Genomic DNA, 14,213 nt, shown 5'->3' on the forward strand with positions numbered 1-14,213 from the left:
CAAAGCGGTTTTCCGGGTTACTCCTGGTCCTGTTTGAGCCCGGTCGCGACGTGCGTCGTGATCGTGGCCAGCCGCCGCCCCTGCACCCGCAGCGCACCGAGCGCCAGGTCGTCGGGCGCGGCCGACTTGCGCGAGACGAACGAGCCGCCGTACGGGTTGCCGGACTCCATCAGGTGCGGGTCGGTGTAGCCGAGCGGCACGACGATCGCGCCCCAGTGGTAGAAGACGTTGTTGATCGCCAGGAGCGTCGACTCGAGCCCGCCGTGCGAAGTCGACGCGGTGGTGAACGACGTCGCGACCTTGTCCGCCAGCTTTCCCTTCGCCCACAACCCGCCCGTGCTGTCCAAATAGGACTTCAGCTGGGCGGCCGGCCCGCCGAAGCGGGTCGGGCTGCCGACGGCGAGGCCGTCGGCCCACAGGAGGTCGTCGAGCGTGGCGAGCTCGTGGTGCGGACCCGAGTCGATCCAGGCCTGCCAGCGCCGGTTCTGCGCGATAAACTCGGCGGGCACCGTCTCCGGCACGGTCCGCACCCGCACCTCGGCCCCGGTCTCGGCCGCCCCCGCGGCGAGCGCCTCGGCGAGGGCGGCGGTGTTCCCGGTCGAGCTGTAGTAGACGACGAGTATCCGTGTGCTCACGGGCCCGACTCTAGGTGGGCCGTGGCCCACGTCCGAATCCTGGGACGTGGGCGACGGCGTTCAGCAGCCCTGCCGGCCGGAGTAGATGTAGCGGGGGAAGCCCAGCCACACGATGTAGCCGAACGCGGCCACGCAACGGTTCGCCGTGCCGGTCACCCCGCGAGGACCCGCGTAGTAGGCGTAGTTGCCCTCGTCCGGGCTCGACGACCGGTCCGCGGTGCACGGCTGGCCCTTGCCGCTCGTCTCGACACAGCGGTCGATCTGCACGTAGGTGTCCGCGGGGACCCCGCGGGCGGCGCCGAGGTGGTAGAAGCAGGCGCTGTTGGTCCCGCCGTTGGTGGTGTTGTAGAAGATCGTCAGTTCGCCCACGCCGAGGGTGCCGCTGGCACGGCCAGAACCGAACACGCGGCCTTCGCGATCCTTCGCATGGAAACCAGCCCCTCTTGTGTCGCTGACGGGAACGCTGTCCCCACGTCGGCGGCACGGAGCCGGTTGAGCCCACGAGCGGGACTCAGGACCTGGGCTACCGGGGCTTCCAGGGGCTGACGGTGTCGGTCGGCCGGGTCGGGTCGTGGAAGCGGGGGCGGTCGAGCTCGCCTGCGCGCAGCGGGACCAGGCCGTCCGTGATCGCCTGCATGATCTTCGCGTGCGCCCGCACGCCCGCGCCGGGGCGGGACGGCTCGACGTCCGACAGGTCGACCGGGTCGCCGAAGTGCACCCGGAACTTCGGGCGGCGCAGCGGCGCGCTGAGGCCCGAGCGGGCCAGCGGGACCAGGTCGGCGGGGCCGTTGACGGTCTCCGTGCCCCAGTAGACGGCCTCGTGCGCGCCCCACTGGCTGATCGGGATCACCGGGACGTTCGCCGCCAGCGCCAGCCGCGCCGCGCCCGTCTTGCCGCGCTCCGGCCACAGGCCCGGGTCGTGGCTGATACGGCCCTCGGGGTAGACGATCAGCGGCTCGCGCGTGGTCTTCAGCGCCTCGACGGCCTCGGTGAACTGCCCGACGGCGGTCGCCGCGACCTTCCGGTCCACCCGCAGGTGCCCGCTGACGCGCAGCGCCGGCCCGATCACCGGGGCGTCCAGGATGCCGCCGGCCAGCATGAACACCGGGTTGATGCCGATCCGCTTGCACGCGGCCATCAGCACGAACGCGTCGAACACGCCGATGTGGTTCGCGGTCATCAGCAGCGGCCGTCCGCGCAGCTGGGCCGGGATCCGGCCGGTCACCGTGAGGCGCCCGACGAGGTTCACCAGCCCGCGGTCGATGTTCAGCATGGTCCGCCAGATGGCCGGGGCACGGCGGGACGAGTCGTCGGTGCGCAGCGCGAACATGCGCAGAGCATGTCAGACGCCGATTTCACCCGGATGGCCCCTCATGCCCCGGCTGTGAGGCAGAAGTTCACGATGCGCTGAGAGTGGCGCATGTGACGAAACGTCCTCGGCGGTTACCGTTGGAGCATGGCTGGGTCGGCGACGAGGAAGCGAAGTACGGGTAGCGGCGCGAAGGGAGCAGCGGCGCGCAAGCCCCGTACTCCGGCGAAGCCACGTACCTCCGCCGCCCGCAAGCCGGCGCCGCGGCGCAAGACGCCGGGGGTGTTCGGCAAGGGCGTCCGCGGGACCTGGAACCTGCTGGCCAAGGGCATCGGGACGCTGGCGCGCACCGTCGGCCGCACCCGGGAGCTGGAGGCCGAGCACCGCCGTGACGGCCTCGCGCTGGGCCTGATCGCCCTGGCCATCATCGCCGCGGTCGGCGTCTGGTGGCGCGCGGCCGGCCCGATCGGCGCGGCCGTCGAGATCGCCACCCGGACCGTCCTCGGGGCGGGCGCCGTCACGTTGCCGCTGGTCCTGGTCGTGGTCGCGGTCGCCCTGATGCGGTCCGAGCCGCACCCGGAGACCCGGCCGCGGATGGTCGTCGGCACGATCATGGTCGTGCTGTCCGTGCTCGGGATGCTGCACATCTTCACCGCGCTCCCGGACACCAACGACGGCCGGATGTACGCCGGCGGCATCATCGGCGCCTTCTCCGGCGGCCTGCTCACCCTGGGCCTCACCACCTGGGTCGCGGTGCCGCTGCTGATCCTCGCGCTCGTGTTCGGCGTGCTCGTGTTCACCGGCACGCCGGTGCGCGAGATCCCGCAGCGCCTGCGCAACTGGGGCCTCGACGAGGAGGAGATCGCCGAGGCCGAGCAGGGTGCCGGCTTCGCGACCGACGAAGGCGCCGTCACCGAGGCCGACCCGAAGGCCGCGCGGCTGCGCAAGCCGTCGCGGCGCCGCCAGGCCGCCGACGCGAACCCCGAGCAGCTGGACCTCGACGCCGCGCTGGCCGAGATGCCGACGCCGATCAAGCCGCCGAAGGCGCTGCCCAAGCCGCCCGCCGAGGTGCCGGAAAAGAAGCCGAAGAAGGCCGTCGAGCCACCGATGGCGGTCACCCGGACGGTGGAAGGCGACTACCAGCTGCCGCCGCCGGACCTGCTGAAGCTCGGCGACGCGCCGAAGTCCCGCAGCAAGGCCAACGACGCCATGATCGAGGCGATCACCGGCGTGCTGGAGCAGTTCAGCATCGACGCGCAGGTCACCGGCTTCACCCGCGGCCCGACGGTGACGCGGTACGAGGTCGAGCTCGGCCCGGGCGTCAAGGTCGAAAAGATCACCGCGCTGACCAAGAACATCGCCTACGCCGTCGCCACCGACAACGTCCGGCTGCTGGCCCCGATCCCCGGCAAGTCCGCGGTCGGCATCGAGGTGCCGAACTCCGACCGCGAGATGGTCCGACTGGGTGACGTCCTGCGCGCGCCGACCACGGTCAAGGACAACCACCCGATGGTGATCGGCCTCGGCAAGGACATCGAGGGCCACTTCGTCACCGCGAACCTGACGAAGATGCCCCACCTGCTGGTCGCCGGTTCGACCGGTTCCGGTAAGTCGAGCTTCGTCAACTCGATGCTGGTGTCGCTGCTCGCGCGGGCGACGCCGGACGAGTGCCGGATGATCCTGATCGACCCGAAGATGGTCGAGCTGACGCCGTACGAGGGCATCCCGCACCTGATCACGCCCATCATCACCCAGCCGAAGAAGGCCGCCGCCGCGCTGGCCTGGCTGGTGGAGGAGATGGAGCAGCGCTACCAGGACATGCAGGTCAACAAAGTCCGGCACATCGACGACTACAACAAGAAGGTCAAGTCCGGCGAGATCACCGCGCCGCCCGGGTCCGAGCGCGAGTACCGGCCGTACCCGTACATCATGGCGATCGTCGACGAGCTCGCCGACCTGATGATGACCGCCCCGCGCGACGTCGAGGACGCGATCGTCCGGATCACCCAGAAGGCGCGTGCGGCCGGTATCCACCTGGTCCTGGCCACGCAGCGGCCGTCGGTCGACGTCGTCACCGGCCTGATCAAGACCAACGTGCCCTCGCGGCTGGCGTTCGCGACGTCGTCGCTGACCGACTCGCGGGTCATCCTCGACCAGCCGGGCGCGGAAAAGCTGATCGGCATGGGCGACGCGCTCTACCTGCCGATGGGCGCGGGCAAGCCGGTCCGCATCCAGGGTGCGTTCGTCGGCGACGAGGAGATTTCCGCGGTCGTCAACTACGCCAAGGAGCAGGCGCAGCCGGACTACCAGGACGGCGTCACCGCGCAGAAGGCCGGCGAGAAGAAGGAAATCGACTCGGACATCGGCGACGACCTGGACGTGCTGATCCAGGCGGCCGAGCTGATCGTGACGTCCCAGTTCGGCTCGACGTCGATGCTGCAGCGCAAGCTGCGGGTCGGCTTCGCCAAGGCCGGCCGGCTGATGGACCTGCTGGAAAGCCGCGGCGTGGTCGGCCCGTCGGAGGGCTCGAAGGCCCGCGACGTGCTGATCAAGCCGGAGGAGCTGGAGTCGGTCCTCTTCATGATCCGCGGCGGCGACTCGGTGCCTTCGGACCCGGACGACGAGTAGAAACCGGCCCTGGTTGGTGCTTCGGGCTGTTCTGTGCGGTTTACTGGTACAGAACAGCTTGGAGTTCCGCCAGGGAGGTGTTCGGGATGTTGCGCAGCTTTCGTCTGGGCAACCATCGCTCGTTCCGGGACGAGCAGGAGCTGCTGCTCATGCCGGCGATGCCCGGCGACGAGCGGCCCGCGGTGCCGGTGGCCGCGGTCTACGGCGCCAACGCCTCCGGCAAGTCGAACCTCTTCAAGGCCATGACCCTGGTGATGGGCGCCGTCCTGAACCGGCACCTCCCGAACCCCGCCGGTCGTCATGACATCGTCGCTGTGCAAGATCCCTTCCGGCTCTACCCCCGCGCCGAGCCGCGCCCGTCGACGTTCGTCTTCGAACTGATCGCCGAAGGCATCCCGTACACCTACGGCTTCCTCCTGGACGGCAACGAGATCGTCGAAGAATGGCTCTACTCCTACCCGGAGAAGCGGAAGCGAGTCGTCTTCGAGCGCGACCGCGGGGTCATCAAGTTCGGTACCACGGTGGCCGACAGCAAGCCGAAGCTCGACGTCCTCGAAGAGCTGATCCGGCCGGCAGCGCTGTTCCTGAGCGTGTGCGACCGGCTCGAACTCGGCCCGTTGATGCCGGTCTACCGGTGGTTCTCCGCCGGGCTCCTGGTCAACGGCCTGAGCGGCGGGTGGTTCGACTCGGGCTTCGTGCAATGGGCCGTCGGCGACTACCTCCTCCGGAATCCGGAGAGCCGGCAGCGCATGGTGTCGCTCCTCGGCGCGGCCGATGTCGGCATCGTGGACGTCGTCGTGGCGGAGCGGCGCGATTCGGCTCGCCGGTTCACGGGAGAGTTCGGCCTCGAACTCAAACTGCTCCACGGGCGCGCTCGTGAGCCCTTCGACTTCGACGACGAGTCGTCGGGGACGCGCAACTGGATCGGTCTTCTGCCCCAGGTGCTTCTGGCGCTGGACGAAGGGCGGGTCCTGCTGGTCGACGAGATCGACGCCAGCCTGCACCCGCTGCTGACGGCCGAGCTGGTGGGCCTGTTCCAGGATCCCGAGCTGAACACCAAGGGCGCCCAGCTGATCTTCACCACGCACGACACCAGCCTGCTCGGGACCATGCTCGGCGAGCAGGTGCTCGACCGGGACCAGATCTGGTTCGTCGACCGGGACGCCGAAGGGGCGAGCAGTCTCTACCCGCTCTCGGACTTCAAGCCGCGCAAGGACCAGAACACCGAACGGCGTTACCTGGCGGGCAGCTACGGTGCCGTGCCGGTGCTCGGCGATTTCGCGGAGGCGCTGCGCAGCCGATGAACCGTCGCGAAAACACCGGTCGGCGGCGGGCGCCGTTTCGGGAACCGCACCGGTCAATCCTCGTCGTGTGCGGTGCGAAGGCGACTGAGCCCGCCTATTTCGACGGGCTGAAGCGGTCGCGGCGAAACCCGGCCATCACCATCAAGATCAAGTCGAAAGCGGCGGATCCCGCGGCCGTCGTGAAGTACGCCGCCGATCTCGGAAGCCGCGCCGGGGCGGGGTACGACGAAGTGTGGTGTGTCGTCGACGTCGACGAGTTCGACCTCGACAAGGCGGTGACGGCGGCTCGGCAGCTGGACGTGCGCCTGGCGATCTCGAACCCCTGCTTCGAGTACTGGCTGCTCCTCCACTTCGAGGCATGTGCAGCCCCGCTCACCTGCTACGGCGACGTCGAGAAGCGACTGTTGAAGCACGTCCCCGGCTACCGGAAGTCGGCGCTCACGTTCGGCGACTACGTTCACGGCGTCGCCGCGGCGGTCGAGCGAGCCCGGCATCCGGAAGCCGGTCACACCCGCAATCCGTCCACCCAGGTGGGCCTGCTCGTCGAGAAGATCGGCTAGCCCGGTGCAACCCGCCGCCGGGGTCGTTCCGTCCTGAGCGCATGGACCTGCAGCGCATCGCAGCCGGAGTGTTCGCCCTCGTGGTCGTCGTGGTGGGTGCCGGGAGCTCGGCCGCTTCCGGGCACGCCGCGTCCTCGACCGTGAGCACCGCGCCCGGGGCGGAGGTGACGCTCCACGCCGGCCAGGAGGCCGCCGTGCAGGGGAAGGACCTGACCGTGCGGTACGTCCGCGTGGTCAGCGATTCGCGGTGCCGTCCGAACATGACGTGTGTCTGGCAGGGGGAGGCGTCCCTTGCGTTCGTGCTGAGCGAGCCCGGCCGCGGTGAGAGCACCACGGCCGAGCTGCACAGCGGCCCGCGCACCGGCCCGCAGGCGACGTCGTTCGCCGCGAGCCGGGTCGAGCTGGTGTCGGTGAGCGAGGACGGCCAGGAGGCCACGGTCCGGGTCAGCTGAGCGGCGCGCCCCAGTGGTCCAGGAAGGCGACCTCGGACAGCGGGAGGCGCGCGGCCGGCTTGAAGTCCGGGACCGTCGTATACGCCACCGGCAGCAGCCCGACCTGCGTGAAGCCGTCCGGGACGCCGAGGATTTCCGCCGCCTCCGCCTCGCGCGAGAGGTGGTACGTCGTGAGGGTCGAGCCCAGCCCGCGGGAGCGCAGGGCCAGCTGGAAGCTCCAGACCGCCGGGAAGATGCCGCCGTAGAACGCCGCATCCGTCGCGTTCTTGCCGCTGGGCAGCCCCTCGAGACAGGGGATGACGAACACCGGGACCCGCTCGATGACGTCGATCAGGTGCCGCCCGGACGCCAGCGCCCGGCTCGCGCCGGCTTCACCGGCGGCTTCGCGGCCCGCCAGGTAGGCCTCGCCGACCTCGCGGAACAGCGCGCCGAGCCGTTCCTTCACGTCCTGGTCGCGCACGACGAGCCAGCGCCACGCCTGGGCGTTGCCCGGGGTCGGGGCCTGCAGGGCCAGGTTCAGGCACTCCTCGAGGACCGCCGGCTCGACCGGGCGGCCCAGGTCGAGCTTTCGCCGGACGGCGCGGGTGGTGCTCAGCAGGTGATCGATCTCCATGACCCCATCCTGGCCCGGACCGCGGCGGCCCGGGCCGGGAACGGGATCAGCCGCCGAACTTGCGGACGGCCTGGTAGTACGTCCAGGCCGTGCCCTTGCAGGCCACGTTGGAGCCGCAGACGCTCTTCAGGTCGTTGTAGAGGTTGTCGTCGATCGTCTTGCGGGTCGTCTCGGTGAAGCGGCCCTGCTTCTTGTAGTTGCGGTAGCCGAAGTCGTGCCGGTGGCAGCCCGGCAGGAACTGGAAGCCGAACGGGGTGTCCGGCGACCAGGAACAGCCGTCGGACGACCAGTCGAGCTGGCCGTTGTAGGGCTGCTGGGCCCGCGTCGACTCGAAGCCGGACAGCGAGGTGTGGAAGAGGTACTGGTCGGTGACCGTCGGGATGTCGACGGCCGCCGCGGTGCCGGCGCCCATCAGGACGCCCCCGCCGACAGAAACGGCCACCGCCACGGTGGCCCCCAGGTTCCGCAGTGTCGTGCGCATCGTTCTCGTTCCCTTGCTGATCAGAAGGACGATTCCAGACCAGCTTCAGGCTTCGGGTGGCGCGCGTCACCGCCCGAAAGAAGGGTTTCGGAAAATTCTTCTCGAAGCAGGGGTACCGCGTGTGAATCGTTCAGGTGATCGGGGTTGACACCGGGGTTCAGAGCTCGAGCAGCATGCGCGAATTGCCCAGGGTGTTCGGCTTGGCGTAGGGCAGGTCGAGGAACTCGGCGACGCCGGTGTCGTGCGAGCGCCGCATCTCCTCGTAGACCTCGTGCGACACCGGGGTGCCGTCGATCTCCACGAAGCCGTGCCCGGCGAAGAAGCCGGTTTCGAAGGTCAGCACGAACAGCCGCTTGAGACCGAGCTCACGCGCCTCGTCGACCAATCGGGCGACCAGCAGCCGCCCGACACCCTGGCCGCGGGCGGCCTTGTCGACGACCACGGTGCGCAGCTCGGCGATGTCCTCCCACAGCACGTGCAGGGCCGCCGCGCCGAGGACCTCGCCCGCCGCCTCGGCGACCCAGAACTCGTGGACCGCCTCGTAGAGCGTCACCAGGTCCTTCTCCAGCAGCACGCGGCCCGCGTCCGCGTCGACCAGGGCCTTGATCTTGCGGATGTCGGCGATCCGGGCACGGCGGACGGTCGGGCGGGGCGAGTCGGACGGCACGATCGTCAACTCAACCACACGCCCCCGGAGGCGGGGCGACACGACCGGGCTACGCCGTCGTCGGGCCGCGCGGGCCCGGCGGCTACCCTGAACGTCGTGCCTTCTCCCACCACGGAACCTGCCGCCACCCGACGCGTCTCCCTGCTGACCCTGGGCTGCGCCCGCAACGAGGTCGACTCGGAGGAGCTGGCGGGCCGGCTGGCGGCCGGCGGCTGGGAGCTGGCGGCCGATCCGGAGGACTCCGACGTCGTGGTGGTCAACACCTGCGGCTTCGTCGAGTCGGCCAAGAAGGACTCCGTCGACACGCTGCTGGCGGCCTCCGACACGGGCAAGAAGGTCGTCGCGGTCGGCTGCATGGCCGAGCGCTACGGCCACGAGCTGGCCGACAGCCTGCCCGAGGCGGACGCCGTCCTCGGCTTCGACCACTACGCCGAGCTTTCCGACCGCCTCGACGACGTCGTCGCCGGGCGCAAGGTCGCCTCGCACACCCCGGGCGACCGCCGCAAGCTGCTGCCGATCAGCCCGGTCCAGCGGCCCGCCGCGGCCGAGAACGTCGAGGTCCCGGGCCACGCGCAGCACGGCTGGGGCCCGCGGGTGCTGCGCACGCGCCTCGACGACTCGCCGGTGGCCGCGCTGAAGATCGCCTCCGGCTGCGACCGCCGCTGCTCGTTCTGCGCGATCCCGTCGTTCCGCGGCTCCTTCGTGTCGCGGCAGCCGGACGAGATCGTCGCCGAGGCGATGTGGCTGGCCGAGCACGGCGTCAAGGAGCTGTTCCTCGTCAGCGAGAACTCGACGTCCTACGGCAAGGACTTCGGCCGCGACGGCGCCACCGCGCTGGAGCGGCTGCTACCGCGCCTGGCGGAAGTCGAGGGCATCGAGCGCGTCCGCGTCTCCTACCTGCAGCCGGCCGAGACCCGCCCGCAGCTGGTCAAGGCCATCGCGACCACGCCGGGGGTCGCCGAGTACTTCGACCTGTCCTTCCAGCACTCCAGCGAGCAGGTGCTGCGCCGGATGCGCCGGTTCGGCTCCACCGACTCGTTCCTGGCGCTGACCGAGCAGATCCGCGAGTACGCGCCCGAGGCCGGCATCCGCACCAACGTGATCGTCGGGTTCCCCGGCGAGACCGAGCACGACCTGGCCGAGCTGGAGCGCTTCCTCACCGGCGCCCGGCTCGACGCGGTCGGCGTCTTCGGCTACTCCGACGAGGACGGCACCGAAGCCGAGGGCTTCGACGGCAAGCTCGACGAGGAAGAGGTCGGCCGCCGGGTCACCCGGATCTCGGCCCTGGTCGAGGAGCTGACCTCGCAGCGCGCCGAGGACCGCATCGGCACCTTCGTCGACGTCCTGGTCGAACTGGACGACGACGGCGAGCTCACCGGCCGCGCCGCCCACCAGGCCCCCGAGGTCGACGGCGAGTGCATCATCCTCGACGCGCCGGAGAAGGTGCAGGTCGGCGACTTCCTCCGGTGCGAGGTCGTCGACTCGGCGGGGGTGGACCTGATCGTCCGCGCGTCACCGGACGCCGACCGGTGAGTGCGCTCCCGAGCGACGCCGCGGACGAGGGCCTGGCCCACGCCACGCCGGCCGCGGAACCCGCGCCCGCGCAGGTTCCCGAACCGACCCCGGTGCCGACCCTGAACCTGGCGAACCTGCTGACGCTCTCGCGCCTGGTGCTGGTGCCGCTGTTCATCGCGGCCCTGTTCACCGGCGACGGCGTCGACACGACCTGGCGCGCCATCGCCACCGGGCTGTTCGCCGTCGCTTCGGCGACCGACCAGCTCGACGGCTGGGTGGCCCGCAAGTACGGCCTGATCACCGACTTCGGCAAGATCGCCGACCCGATCGCGGACAAGGCGCTGACCGGCGCCGCGCTGGTGGGCTTGAGCATCCTCGGCGAGCTCGGCTGGTGGGTCACGATCGTGATCGCCGTCCGCGAGATCGGCGTCACCCTGCTGCGCTTCTGGGTGATCCGCCACGGCGTCATCCCGGCCAGCCGCGGCGGCAAGGCCAAGACGCTGGCCCAGATCGCCGCGATCACCGCCTACCTGCTGCCGCTGCCGGCCGGCGCCGACCCGGTGCGCTGGGCGCTGATGGGCCTGGCGCTGGTGCTGACCGTCGTGACCGGCGTCGACTACCTGGTCCGGGCGGTGCGCCTGCGCGCGGCCGGGCGCCGCGTCACCGGGAGCTGAGCGTGGACGAGAAGGCCCTCGTCGCGGCGCTGCGGGCCCGGGGCGAGACGGTCGCGGCCGCCGAGTCGCTGACCGCCGGGCTGGTCTGCGCCACCCTGGCCCGGGTGCCCGGCGCGAGCGCGGTGCTGCGTGGCGGCCTGGTCGTCTACGCCACCGAACTCAAGACACGCCTGGCCGGGGTCGACCCTGAGCTGCTGGCCGAGCACGGCGCCGTGTACCCCGAGGTCGCGGCCCAGCTGGCCGCGGGCGCCCGCGAACGCTGCGGCGCGACCTGGGGGCTCGGGCTCACCGGCGTGGCCGGCCCGGCGGCCCAGGACGGGGTCGCCCCGGGCACTGTGCACGTAGGGCTCGACGGGCCGGGGACACGCACAGTCCGTACCCTGGCCTTGAGCGGCGACCGGGACTTGATCAGGACCGAGTCGGTCCGCGCCGCGTTTGCCCTGCTCGGGGAACATCTGGCGTGAATCGGGCGTTCGCCCTTGGCGTACGGGCACCCAAATCCTGCGCCCGGGGCGCCGCTCTGGGTAACGTAGGGGGTACTTGTACGGAAGGGAGGCGCGTGATGACCGTGCTGTTGCGTGAGGCGATCGGTGATCGGCTCCGTCATGCCCGCACCAACCAGCGTCGTACGCTGCGCGACATCTCCCGCGCCGCCAGGGTCAGCCTCGGCTACCTCTCCGAGGTGGAACGAGGCCAGAAGGAAGCGTCGAGCGAGCTGCTCGCGTCCATCTGCCAGGCCCTGGACCTTCCGCTCGGCGAACTGCTGCACAACGTGGCGGCGGACGTTTCGGCCCTCGACAACGTCGAGGTCGCACCGGTCGACGAGCGGATCGTGGAAGGCGCGGCCCGGGAGAAGCTGCCCGAACGCGGTGCCAAGGCCACGGCGGCCGGGATCGAAGGCGGCCGCCTGATGTCCGAGCTGATCGGCAACGACCTCGCTGACCTGCGGGTTTCGCCGGCGCCGCGGATGAACACCACGCTGCGCACGACGATCGGGCAGCCGAAGCTGGCCTCGACGATCGCGGCATAGAGACGAAGAATCACGGATCGGACACGACGACGGCCCCGGGCAACGCGCCCGGGGCCGTTCGCGTGGGGATACCGGGGTGATCAGGGACGAACCCTGAAATCCCCCGGGGTCGCCTGGAATGGACGTGGCCGACCTGACACGATGGAACCCAACGCCGGGGTCGGTGCGTTGCATCAGCAGGGGAGCGACGCCCCACCCCGAGTACTCAAGGCCCGTGGGACGCAAGAAGGCAGGCGGAGGAGATGGCCAACCCGTTCGTGAAGTTCTGGAAGTACATGATGGCGGCGTTCTCGTCGAAGATCGACGAGCACGCCGACCCGAAGGTACAGATCCAGCAGGCCATCGAGGAGGCGCAGCGCAACCACCAGGCGCTGACGCAGCAGGCCGCCTCCGTGATCGGCAACCAGCGTCAGCTGGAGATGAAGCTCAACCGGCAGCTCGGCGACGTCGAGAAGCTGCAGGCCTCGACCCGGCAGGCCCTCGTCCTCGCGGACGAGGCGCGCTCGAAGGGTGACGAGCAGAAGGCGACCGAGTTCGAGACCGCCGCGGAGAGCTTCGCGACGCAGCTCGTCACGGCCGAGCAGAACATCGAGGACCTCAAGACGCTGCACGACCAGTCGCTGCAGGCCGCGGCCCAGGCCAAGAAGGCCGTGGAGCGCAACTCGCAGATGCTGCAGCAGAAGCTGGCCGAGCGCACCAAGCTGCTCTCGCAGCTGGAGCAGGCGAAGATGCAGGAGCAGGTCTCCGCTTCGCTGAACCAGATGAGCCAGCTGGCCGCGCCGGGCAACACGCCGTCGCTGGAAGAGGTCCGCGACAAGATCGAGAAGCGCTACACCACGGCCCTCGGTCAAGCGGAGCTCGCTCAGAACTCGGTCCAGGGCCGCATGATGGAGGTCCAGGCCTCCACCACGCAGTTCGCCGGGCAGTCGCGGCTCGAGCAGATCCGCGCGTCGATGCGCGGCGACTCGGTCGCCCAGGTGACCGACGGCGGCGGGGCCGCGGCCCAGAAGCCGGCCAGCAGCTCGGCCGACATCCAGCGTGAGATCCAGGCGCGCGTGCAGGCCGAGCAGGGCAAGAACCCGGCCTGACGCCGGGGCCGGAGTCGATCCAGGGGGCGAGCATGGGACAGCAAGGCAGAGGCCGGGACTTCAGCGAGTTCAGCGCCAAGCTCGACAAGCACATCGAGAAGCTGCCCGAATACGCCCAGCGCGCCCAGGAGAAGCTCCAGAAGGTCCAGAAGTACTTCCCGCCGGCCGATCAGGCCGGCGGGAAGCCCGGGACGGCCCGGCCGTCCTACCAGCGTCCGCGGCCGAACCCGCTGCAGCGGCCGCGGACACCGGTGCCGCGGATGCCGGACGTGACGTCGCTGGCGAACCAGGTCCCGGCCTTCGCCGAGGCGCGGGCCAAGTGGACCCGGTGGAACGAACCGGCCGCGAAGCTCGAACGCCGCAAGCGCCGGACGTCGCGCGCGCTCACCCTGTGGATCCTGCTGACGATCCTGTGCGGGGTGCTCGCCGTGGCCGCCGGTGTCGGCTGGATGAGCGCCACCGGGGCCGCGATGATGCCGCAGGCGATCATGGCGTTCGCCGGAGCCGTCGTGTTCGGCACCTTCAGCGTCCGGTCCGGGGTCAAGCTCCGGGCCCTCAACCGCGTCCAGCTGCCGTCCGCGCCGGCCGGCCCGCCACCGCTGCCGCCCGCCGGTTCGGCGGCGCGTGAGCCGATGGAACGCCTCGCCGAGGGTGAGGCGTCGCTGGCCGAGCTGCTGCGCCAGCTGTCGGTGCCGTCGTCGGTGGGCACCACGCCGGTTTCCGGGGTGTCCGTCGAGGACGCCCGCCAGACCGCGAACGAAGCCGCGGCCGCCCTGCGCGGCCTCGCGGCCCGCATCCAGGCGATCGAGCGCGGCCGCAACGCCGCCCCGGCCCGCGAGCAGGGCGCGCTGGACGCGGCGGTCGCCAAGCTCCGCGAACAGCTCGACGACGGCCTCGAAGGCTACGGCGGCCTGGTCGCCGCGGCCGGCCACACGGTCGCCGCCGCCGGTGACGGCCTGGTCACGTCCAAACAGGCCCTCACCGACGCCACGGACCGCCTGGCCGGCCTGGCCATGGCCCTCCGCGAACTCTCGTAACGGCTGGCTCGCGTACCCGAAGGGTCGGCTCGCGTGACCGGGTGAGTTCCGGGTCGGGGACCGTCCACACTCGCGTGTCGACTGTCCAATCACACGTGTCGACCCTTCCGTCACACGTTTCGGCCCGCCGATCACGCGGAAAGCCGCGCCGCTGCGCCGTTCAGGTGCCCCGCTCTGCCATCCGGGTGCCGTCACCCTGCTCCGGCGGCCCGTCGTCACG

Annotated in this window: 16 protein-coding genes; 10 read left to right on the forward strand and 6 right to left on the reverse strand. The window is 70.8% G+C overall.

Going from position 1 to position 14,213, the window contains the following annotated elements; genetic code table 11:
- Positions 1 to 17 precede the first annotated feature (17 nt).
- The 3 genes from wrbA to ACIOD2_RS34790 all read right to left on the reverse strand — a co-directional run bounded on the left by wrbA (position 18) and on the right by ACIOD2_RS34790 (position 1,965).
- A complete protein-coding gene (wrbA, locus tag ACIOD2_RS34780; protein WP_323331440.1) occupies positions 18 to 635 on the reverse strand; it encodes an NAD(P)H:quinone oxidoreductase in 618 nt (205 codons plus the stop codon).
- A 60-nt stretch (positions 636 to 695) separates the two neighbouring features.
- Positions 696 to 1,040: a hypothetical protein gene (locus tag ACIOD2_RS34785; protein ID WP_400547896.1), complete on the reverse strand. Its 345-nt coding sequence runs from the start codon at positions 1,038 to 1,040 to the stop codon at positions 696 to 698.
- Positions 1,041 to 1,158: 118 nt separating this feature from the next.
- A complete protein-coding gene (locus tag ACIOD2_RS34790; RefSeq protein WP_400547899.1) occupies positions 1,159 to 1,965 on the reverse strand; it encodes a lysophospholipid acyltransferase family protein in 807 nt (268 codons plus the stop codon).
- 126 nt (positions 1,966 to 2,091) lie between these two features.
- On the opposite strand from ACIOD2_RS34790, the gene ACIOD2_RS34795 reads away from it, so the two are divergent.
- From ACIOD2_RS34795 to ACIOD2_RS34810, 4 genes are all read left to right on the forward strand, one after another.
- Positions 2,092 to 4,572 (forward strand): DNA translocase FtsK, encoded by a 2,481-nt coding sequence (locus ACIOD2_RS34795; protein ID WP_400547902.1) that lies wholly within the window; start codon positions 2,092 to 2,094, stop codon positions 4,570 to 4,572.
- Positions 4,573 to 4,658: 86 nt separating this feature from the next.
- Positions 4,659 to 5,876, forward strand: coding sequence for an ATP/GTP-binding protein (locus ACIOD2_RS34800; RefSeq protein ID WP_400547905.1), 1,218 nt, complete (start codon positions 4,659 to 4,661; stop codon positions 5,874 to 5,876).
- A gap of 65 nt (positions 5,877 to 5,941) precedes the next feature.
- Positions 5,942 to 6,436: an RloB family protein gene (locus ACIOD2_RS34805; RefSeq protein WP_400547908.1), complete on the forward strand. Its 495-nt coding sequence runs from the start codon at positions 5,942 to 5,944 to the stop codon at positions 6,434 to 6,436.
- A gap of 41 nt (positions 6,437 to 6,477) precedes the next feature.
- The gene (locus ACIOD2_RS34810; RefSeq protein WP_400547911.1) at positions 6,478 to 6,888 is read left to right on the forward strand and encodes a hypothetical protein; all 411 of its coding nucleotides are present in this window, start codon (positions 6,478 to 6,480) and stop codon (positions 6,886 to 6,888) included.
- Here ACIOD2_RS34810 and ACIOD2_RS34815 read toward each other — a convergent pair.
- The 3 genes from ACIOD2_RS34815 to ACIOD2_RS34825 form a co-directional block, all read right to left on the reverse strand.
- Positions 6,881 to 7,501, reverse strand: a complete 621-nt coding sequence (locus tag ACIOD2_RS34815; protein WP_400547914.1) for a nitroreductase family protein — start codon at positions 7,499 to 7,501, stop codon at positions 6,881 to 6,883. The two genes, ACIOD2_RS34810 and ACIOD2_RS34815, sit on opposite strands and share 8 nt — an antisense overlap.
- A gap of 46 nt (positions 7,502 to 7,547) precedes the next feature.
- A complete protein-coding gene (locus ACIOD2_RS34820; protein ID WP_400547917.1) occupies positions 7,548 to 7,982 on the reverse strand; it encodes a phospholipase in 435 nt (144 codons plus the stop codon).
- A gap of 157 nt (positions 7,983 to 8,139) precedes the next feature.
- A complete protein-coding gene (locus ACIOD2_RS34825; protein ID WP_392762851.1) occupies positions 8,140 to 8,658 on the reverse strand; it encodes an amino-acid N-acetyltransferase in 519 nt (172 codons plus the stop codon).
- Between the two features lie 87 nt (positions 8,659 to 8,745).
- Here ACIOD2_RS34825 and rimO point away from each other — a divergent pair, with 87 nt between their 5' ends.
- The 6 genes from rimO to ACIOD2_RS34855 all read left to right on the forward strand — a co-directional run bounded on the left by rimO (position 8,746) and on the right by ACIOD2_RS34855 (position 13,993).
- Positions 8,746 to 10,182: a 30S ribosomal protein S12 methylthiotransferase RimO gene (rimO, locus tag ACIOD2_RS34830; RefSeq protein ID WP_400547920.1), complete on the forward strand. Its 1,437-nt coding sequence runs from the start codon at positions 8,746 to 8,748 to the stop codon at positions 10,180 to 10,182.
- Positions 10,179 to 10,838 carry a CDP-diacylglycerol--glycerol-3-phosphate 3-phosphatidyltransferase gene (gene pgsA, locus ACIOD2_RS34835; RefSeq protein ID WP_400547923.1) on the forward strand — a complete coding sequence of 220 codons (660 nt, stop codon included), beginning with the start codon at positions 10,179 to 10,181 and terminating at the stop codon, positions 10,836 to 10,838. Before rimO ends, pgsA begins: the two co-directional genes overlap by 4 nt.
- 2 nt (positions 10,839 to 10,840) lie before the next feature.
- Positions 10,841 to 11,302: a CinA family protein gene (locus ACIOD2_RS34840; protein ID WP_323331430.1), complete on the forward strand. Its 462-nt coding sequence runs from the start codon at positions 10,841 to 10,843 to the stop codon at positions 11,300 to 11,302.
- A gap of 98 nt (positions 11,303 to 11,400) precedes the next feature.
- Entirely contained in the window at positions 11,401 to 11,868 is a 468-nt protein-coding gene (locus tag ACIOD2_RS34845) for a helix-turn-helix transcriptional regulator (protein ID WP_323331429.1), read from the forward strand.
- A gap of 242 nt (positions 11,869 to 12,110) precedes the next feature.
- A complete protein-coding gene (locus tag ACIOD2_RS34850; RefSeq protein WP_400547928.1) occupies positions 12,111 to 12,956 on the forward strand; it encodes a PspA/IM30 family protein in 846 nt (281 codons plus the stop codon).
- 32 nt (positions 12,957 to 12,988) lie between these two features.
- The gene (locus ACIOD2_RS34855) at positions 12,989 to 13,993 is read left to right on the forward strand and encodes a hypothetical protein (RefSeq protein ID WP_400547931.1); all 1,005 of its coding nucleotides are present in this window, start codon (positions 12,989 to 12,991) and stop codon (positions 13,991 to 13,993) included.
- Positions 13,994 to 14,213 lie beyond the last annotated feature (220 nt).

The organism is Amycolatopsis sp. NPDC088138 (assembly GCF_044741685.1).
GTDB lineage: Bacteria > Actinomycetota > Actinomycetes > Mycobacteriales > Pseudonocardiaceae > Amycolatopsis.

What these genes read in the sequence shown, in the direction of transcription:
- ACIOD2_RS34790 (WP_400547899.1), bottom strand. Translation starts at nt 1,965, where the DNA reads ATGTTCGCGCTGCGCACCGACGACTCGTCCCGCCGTGCCCCGGCCATC.
- ACIOD2_RS34795 (WP_400547902.1), top strand. Translation starts at nt 2,092, where the DNA reads ATGGCTGGGTCGGCGACGAGGAAGCGAAGTACGGGTAGCGGCGCGAAG.
- ACIOD2_RS34800 (WP_400547905.1), top strand. Translation starts at nt 4,659, where the DNA reads ATGTTGCGCAGCTTTCGTCTGGGCAACCATCGCTCGTTCCGGGACGAG.
- ACIOD2_RS34810 (WP_400547911.1), top strand. Translation starts at nt 6,478, where the DNA reads ATGGACCTGCAGCGCATCGCAGCCGGAGTGTTCGCCCTCGTGGTCGTC.
- ACIOD2_RS34815 (WP_400547914.1), bottom strand. Translation starts at nt 7,501, where the DNA reads ATGGAGATCGATCACCTGCTGAGCACCACCCGCGCCGTCCGGCGAAAG.
- ACIOD2_RS34820 (WP_400547917.1), bottom strand. Translation starts at nt 7,982, where the DNA reads ATGCGCACGACACTGCGGAACCTGGGGGCCACCGTGGCGGTGGCCGTT.
- ACIOD2_RS34845 (WP_323331429.1), top strand. Translation starts at nt 11,401, where the DNA reads ATGACCGTGCTGTTGCGTGAGGCGATCGGTGATCGGCTCCGTCATGCC.
- ACIOD2_RS34850 (WP_400547928.1), top strand. Translation starts at nt 12,111, where the DNA reads ATGGCCAACCCGTTCGTGAAGTTCTGGAAGTACATGATGGCGGCGTTC.
- ACIOD2_RS34855 (WP_400547931.1), top strand. Translation starts at nt 12,989, where the DNA reads ATGGGACAGCAAGGCAGAGGCCGGGACTTCAGCGAGTTCAGCGCCAAG.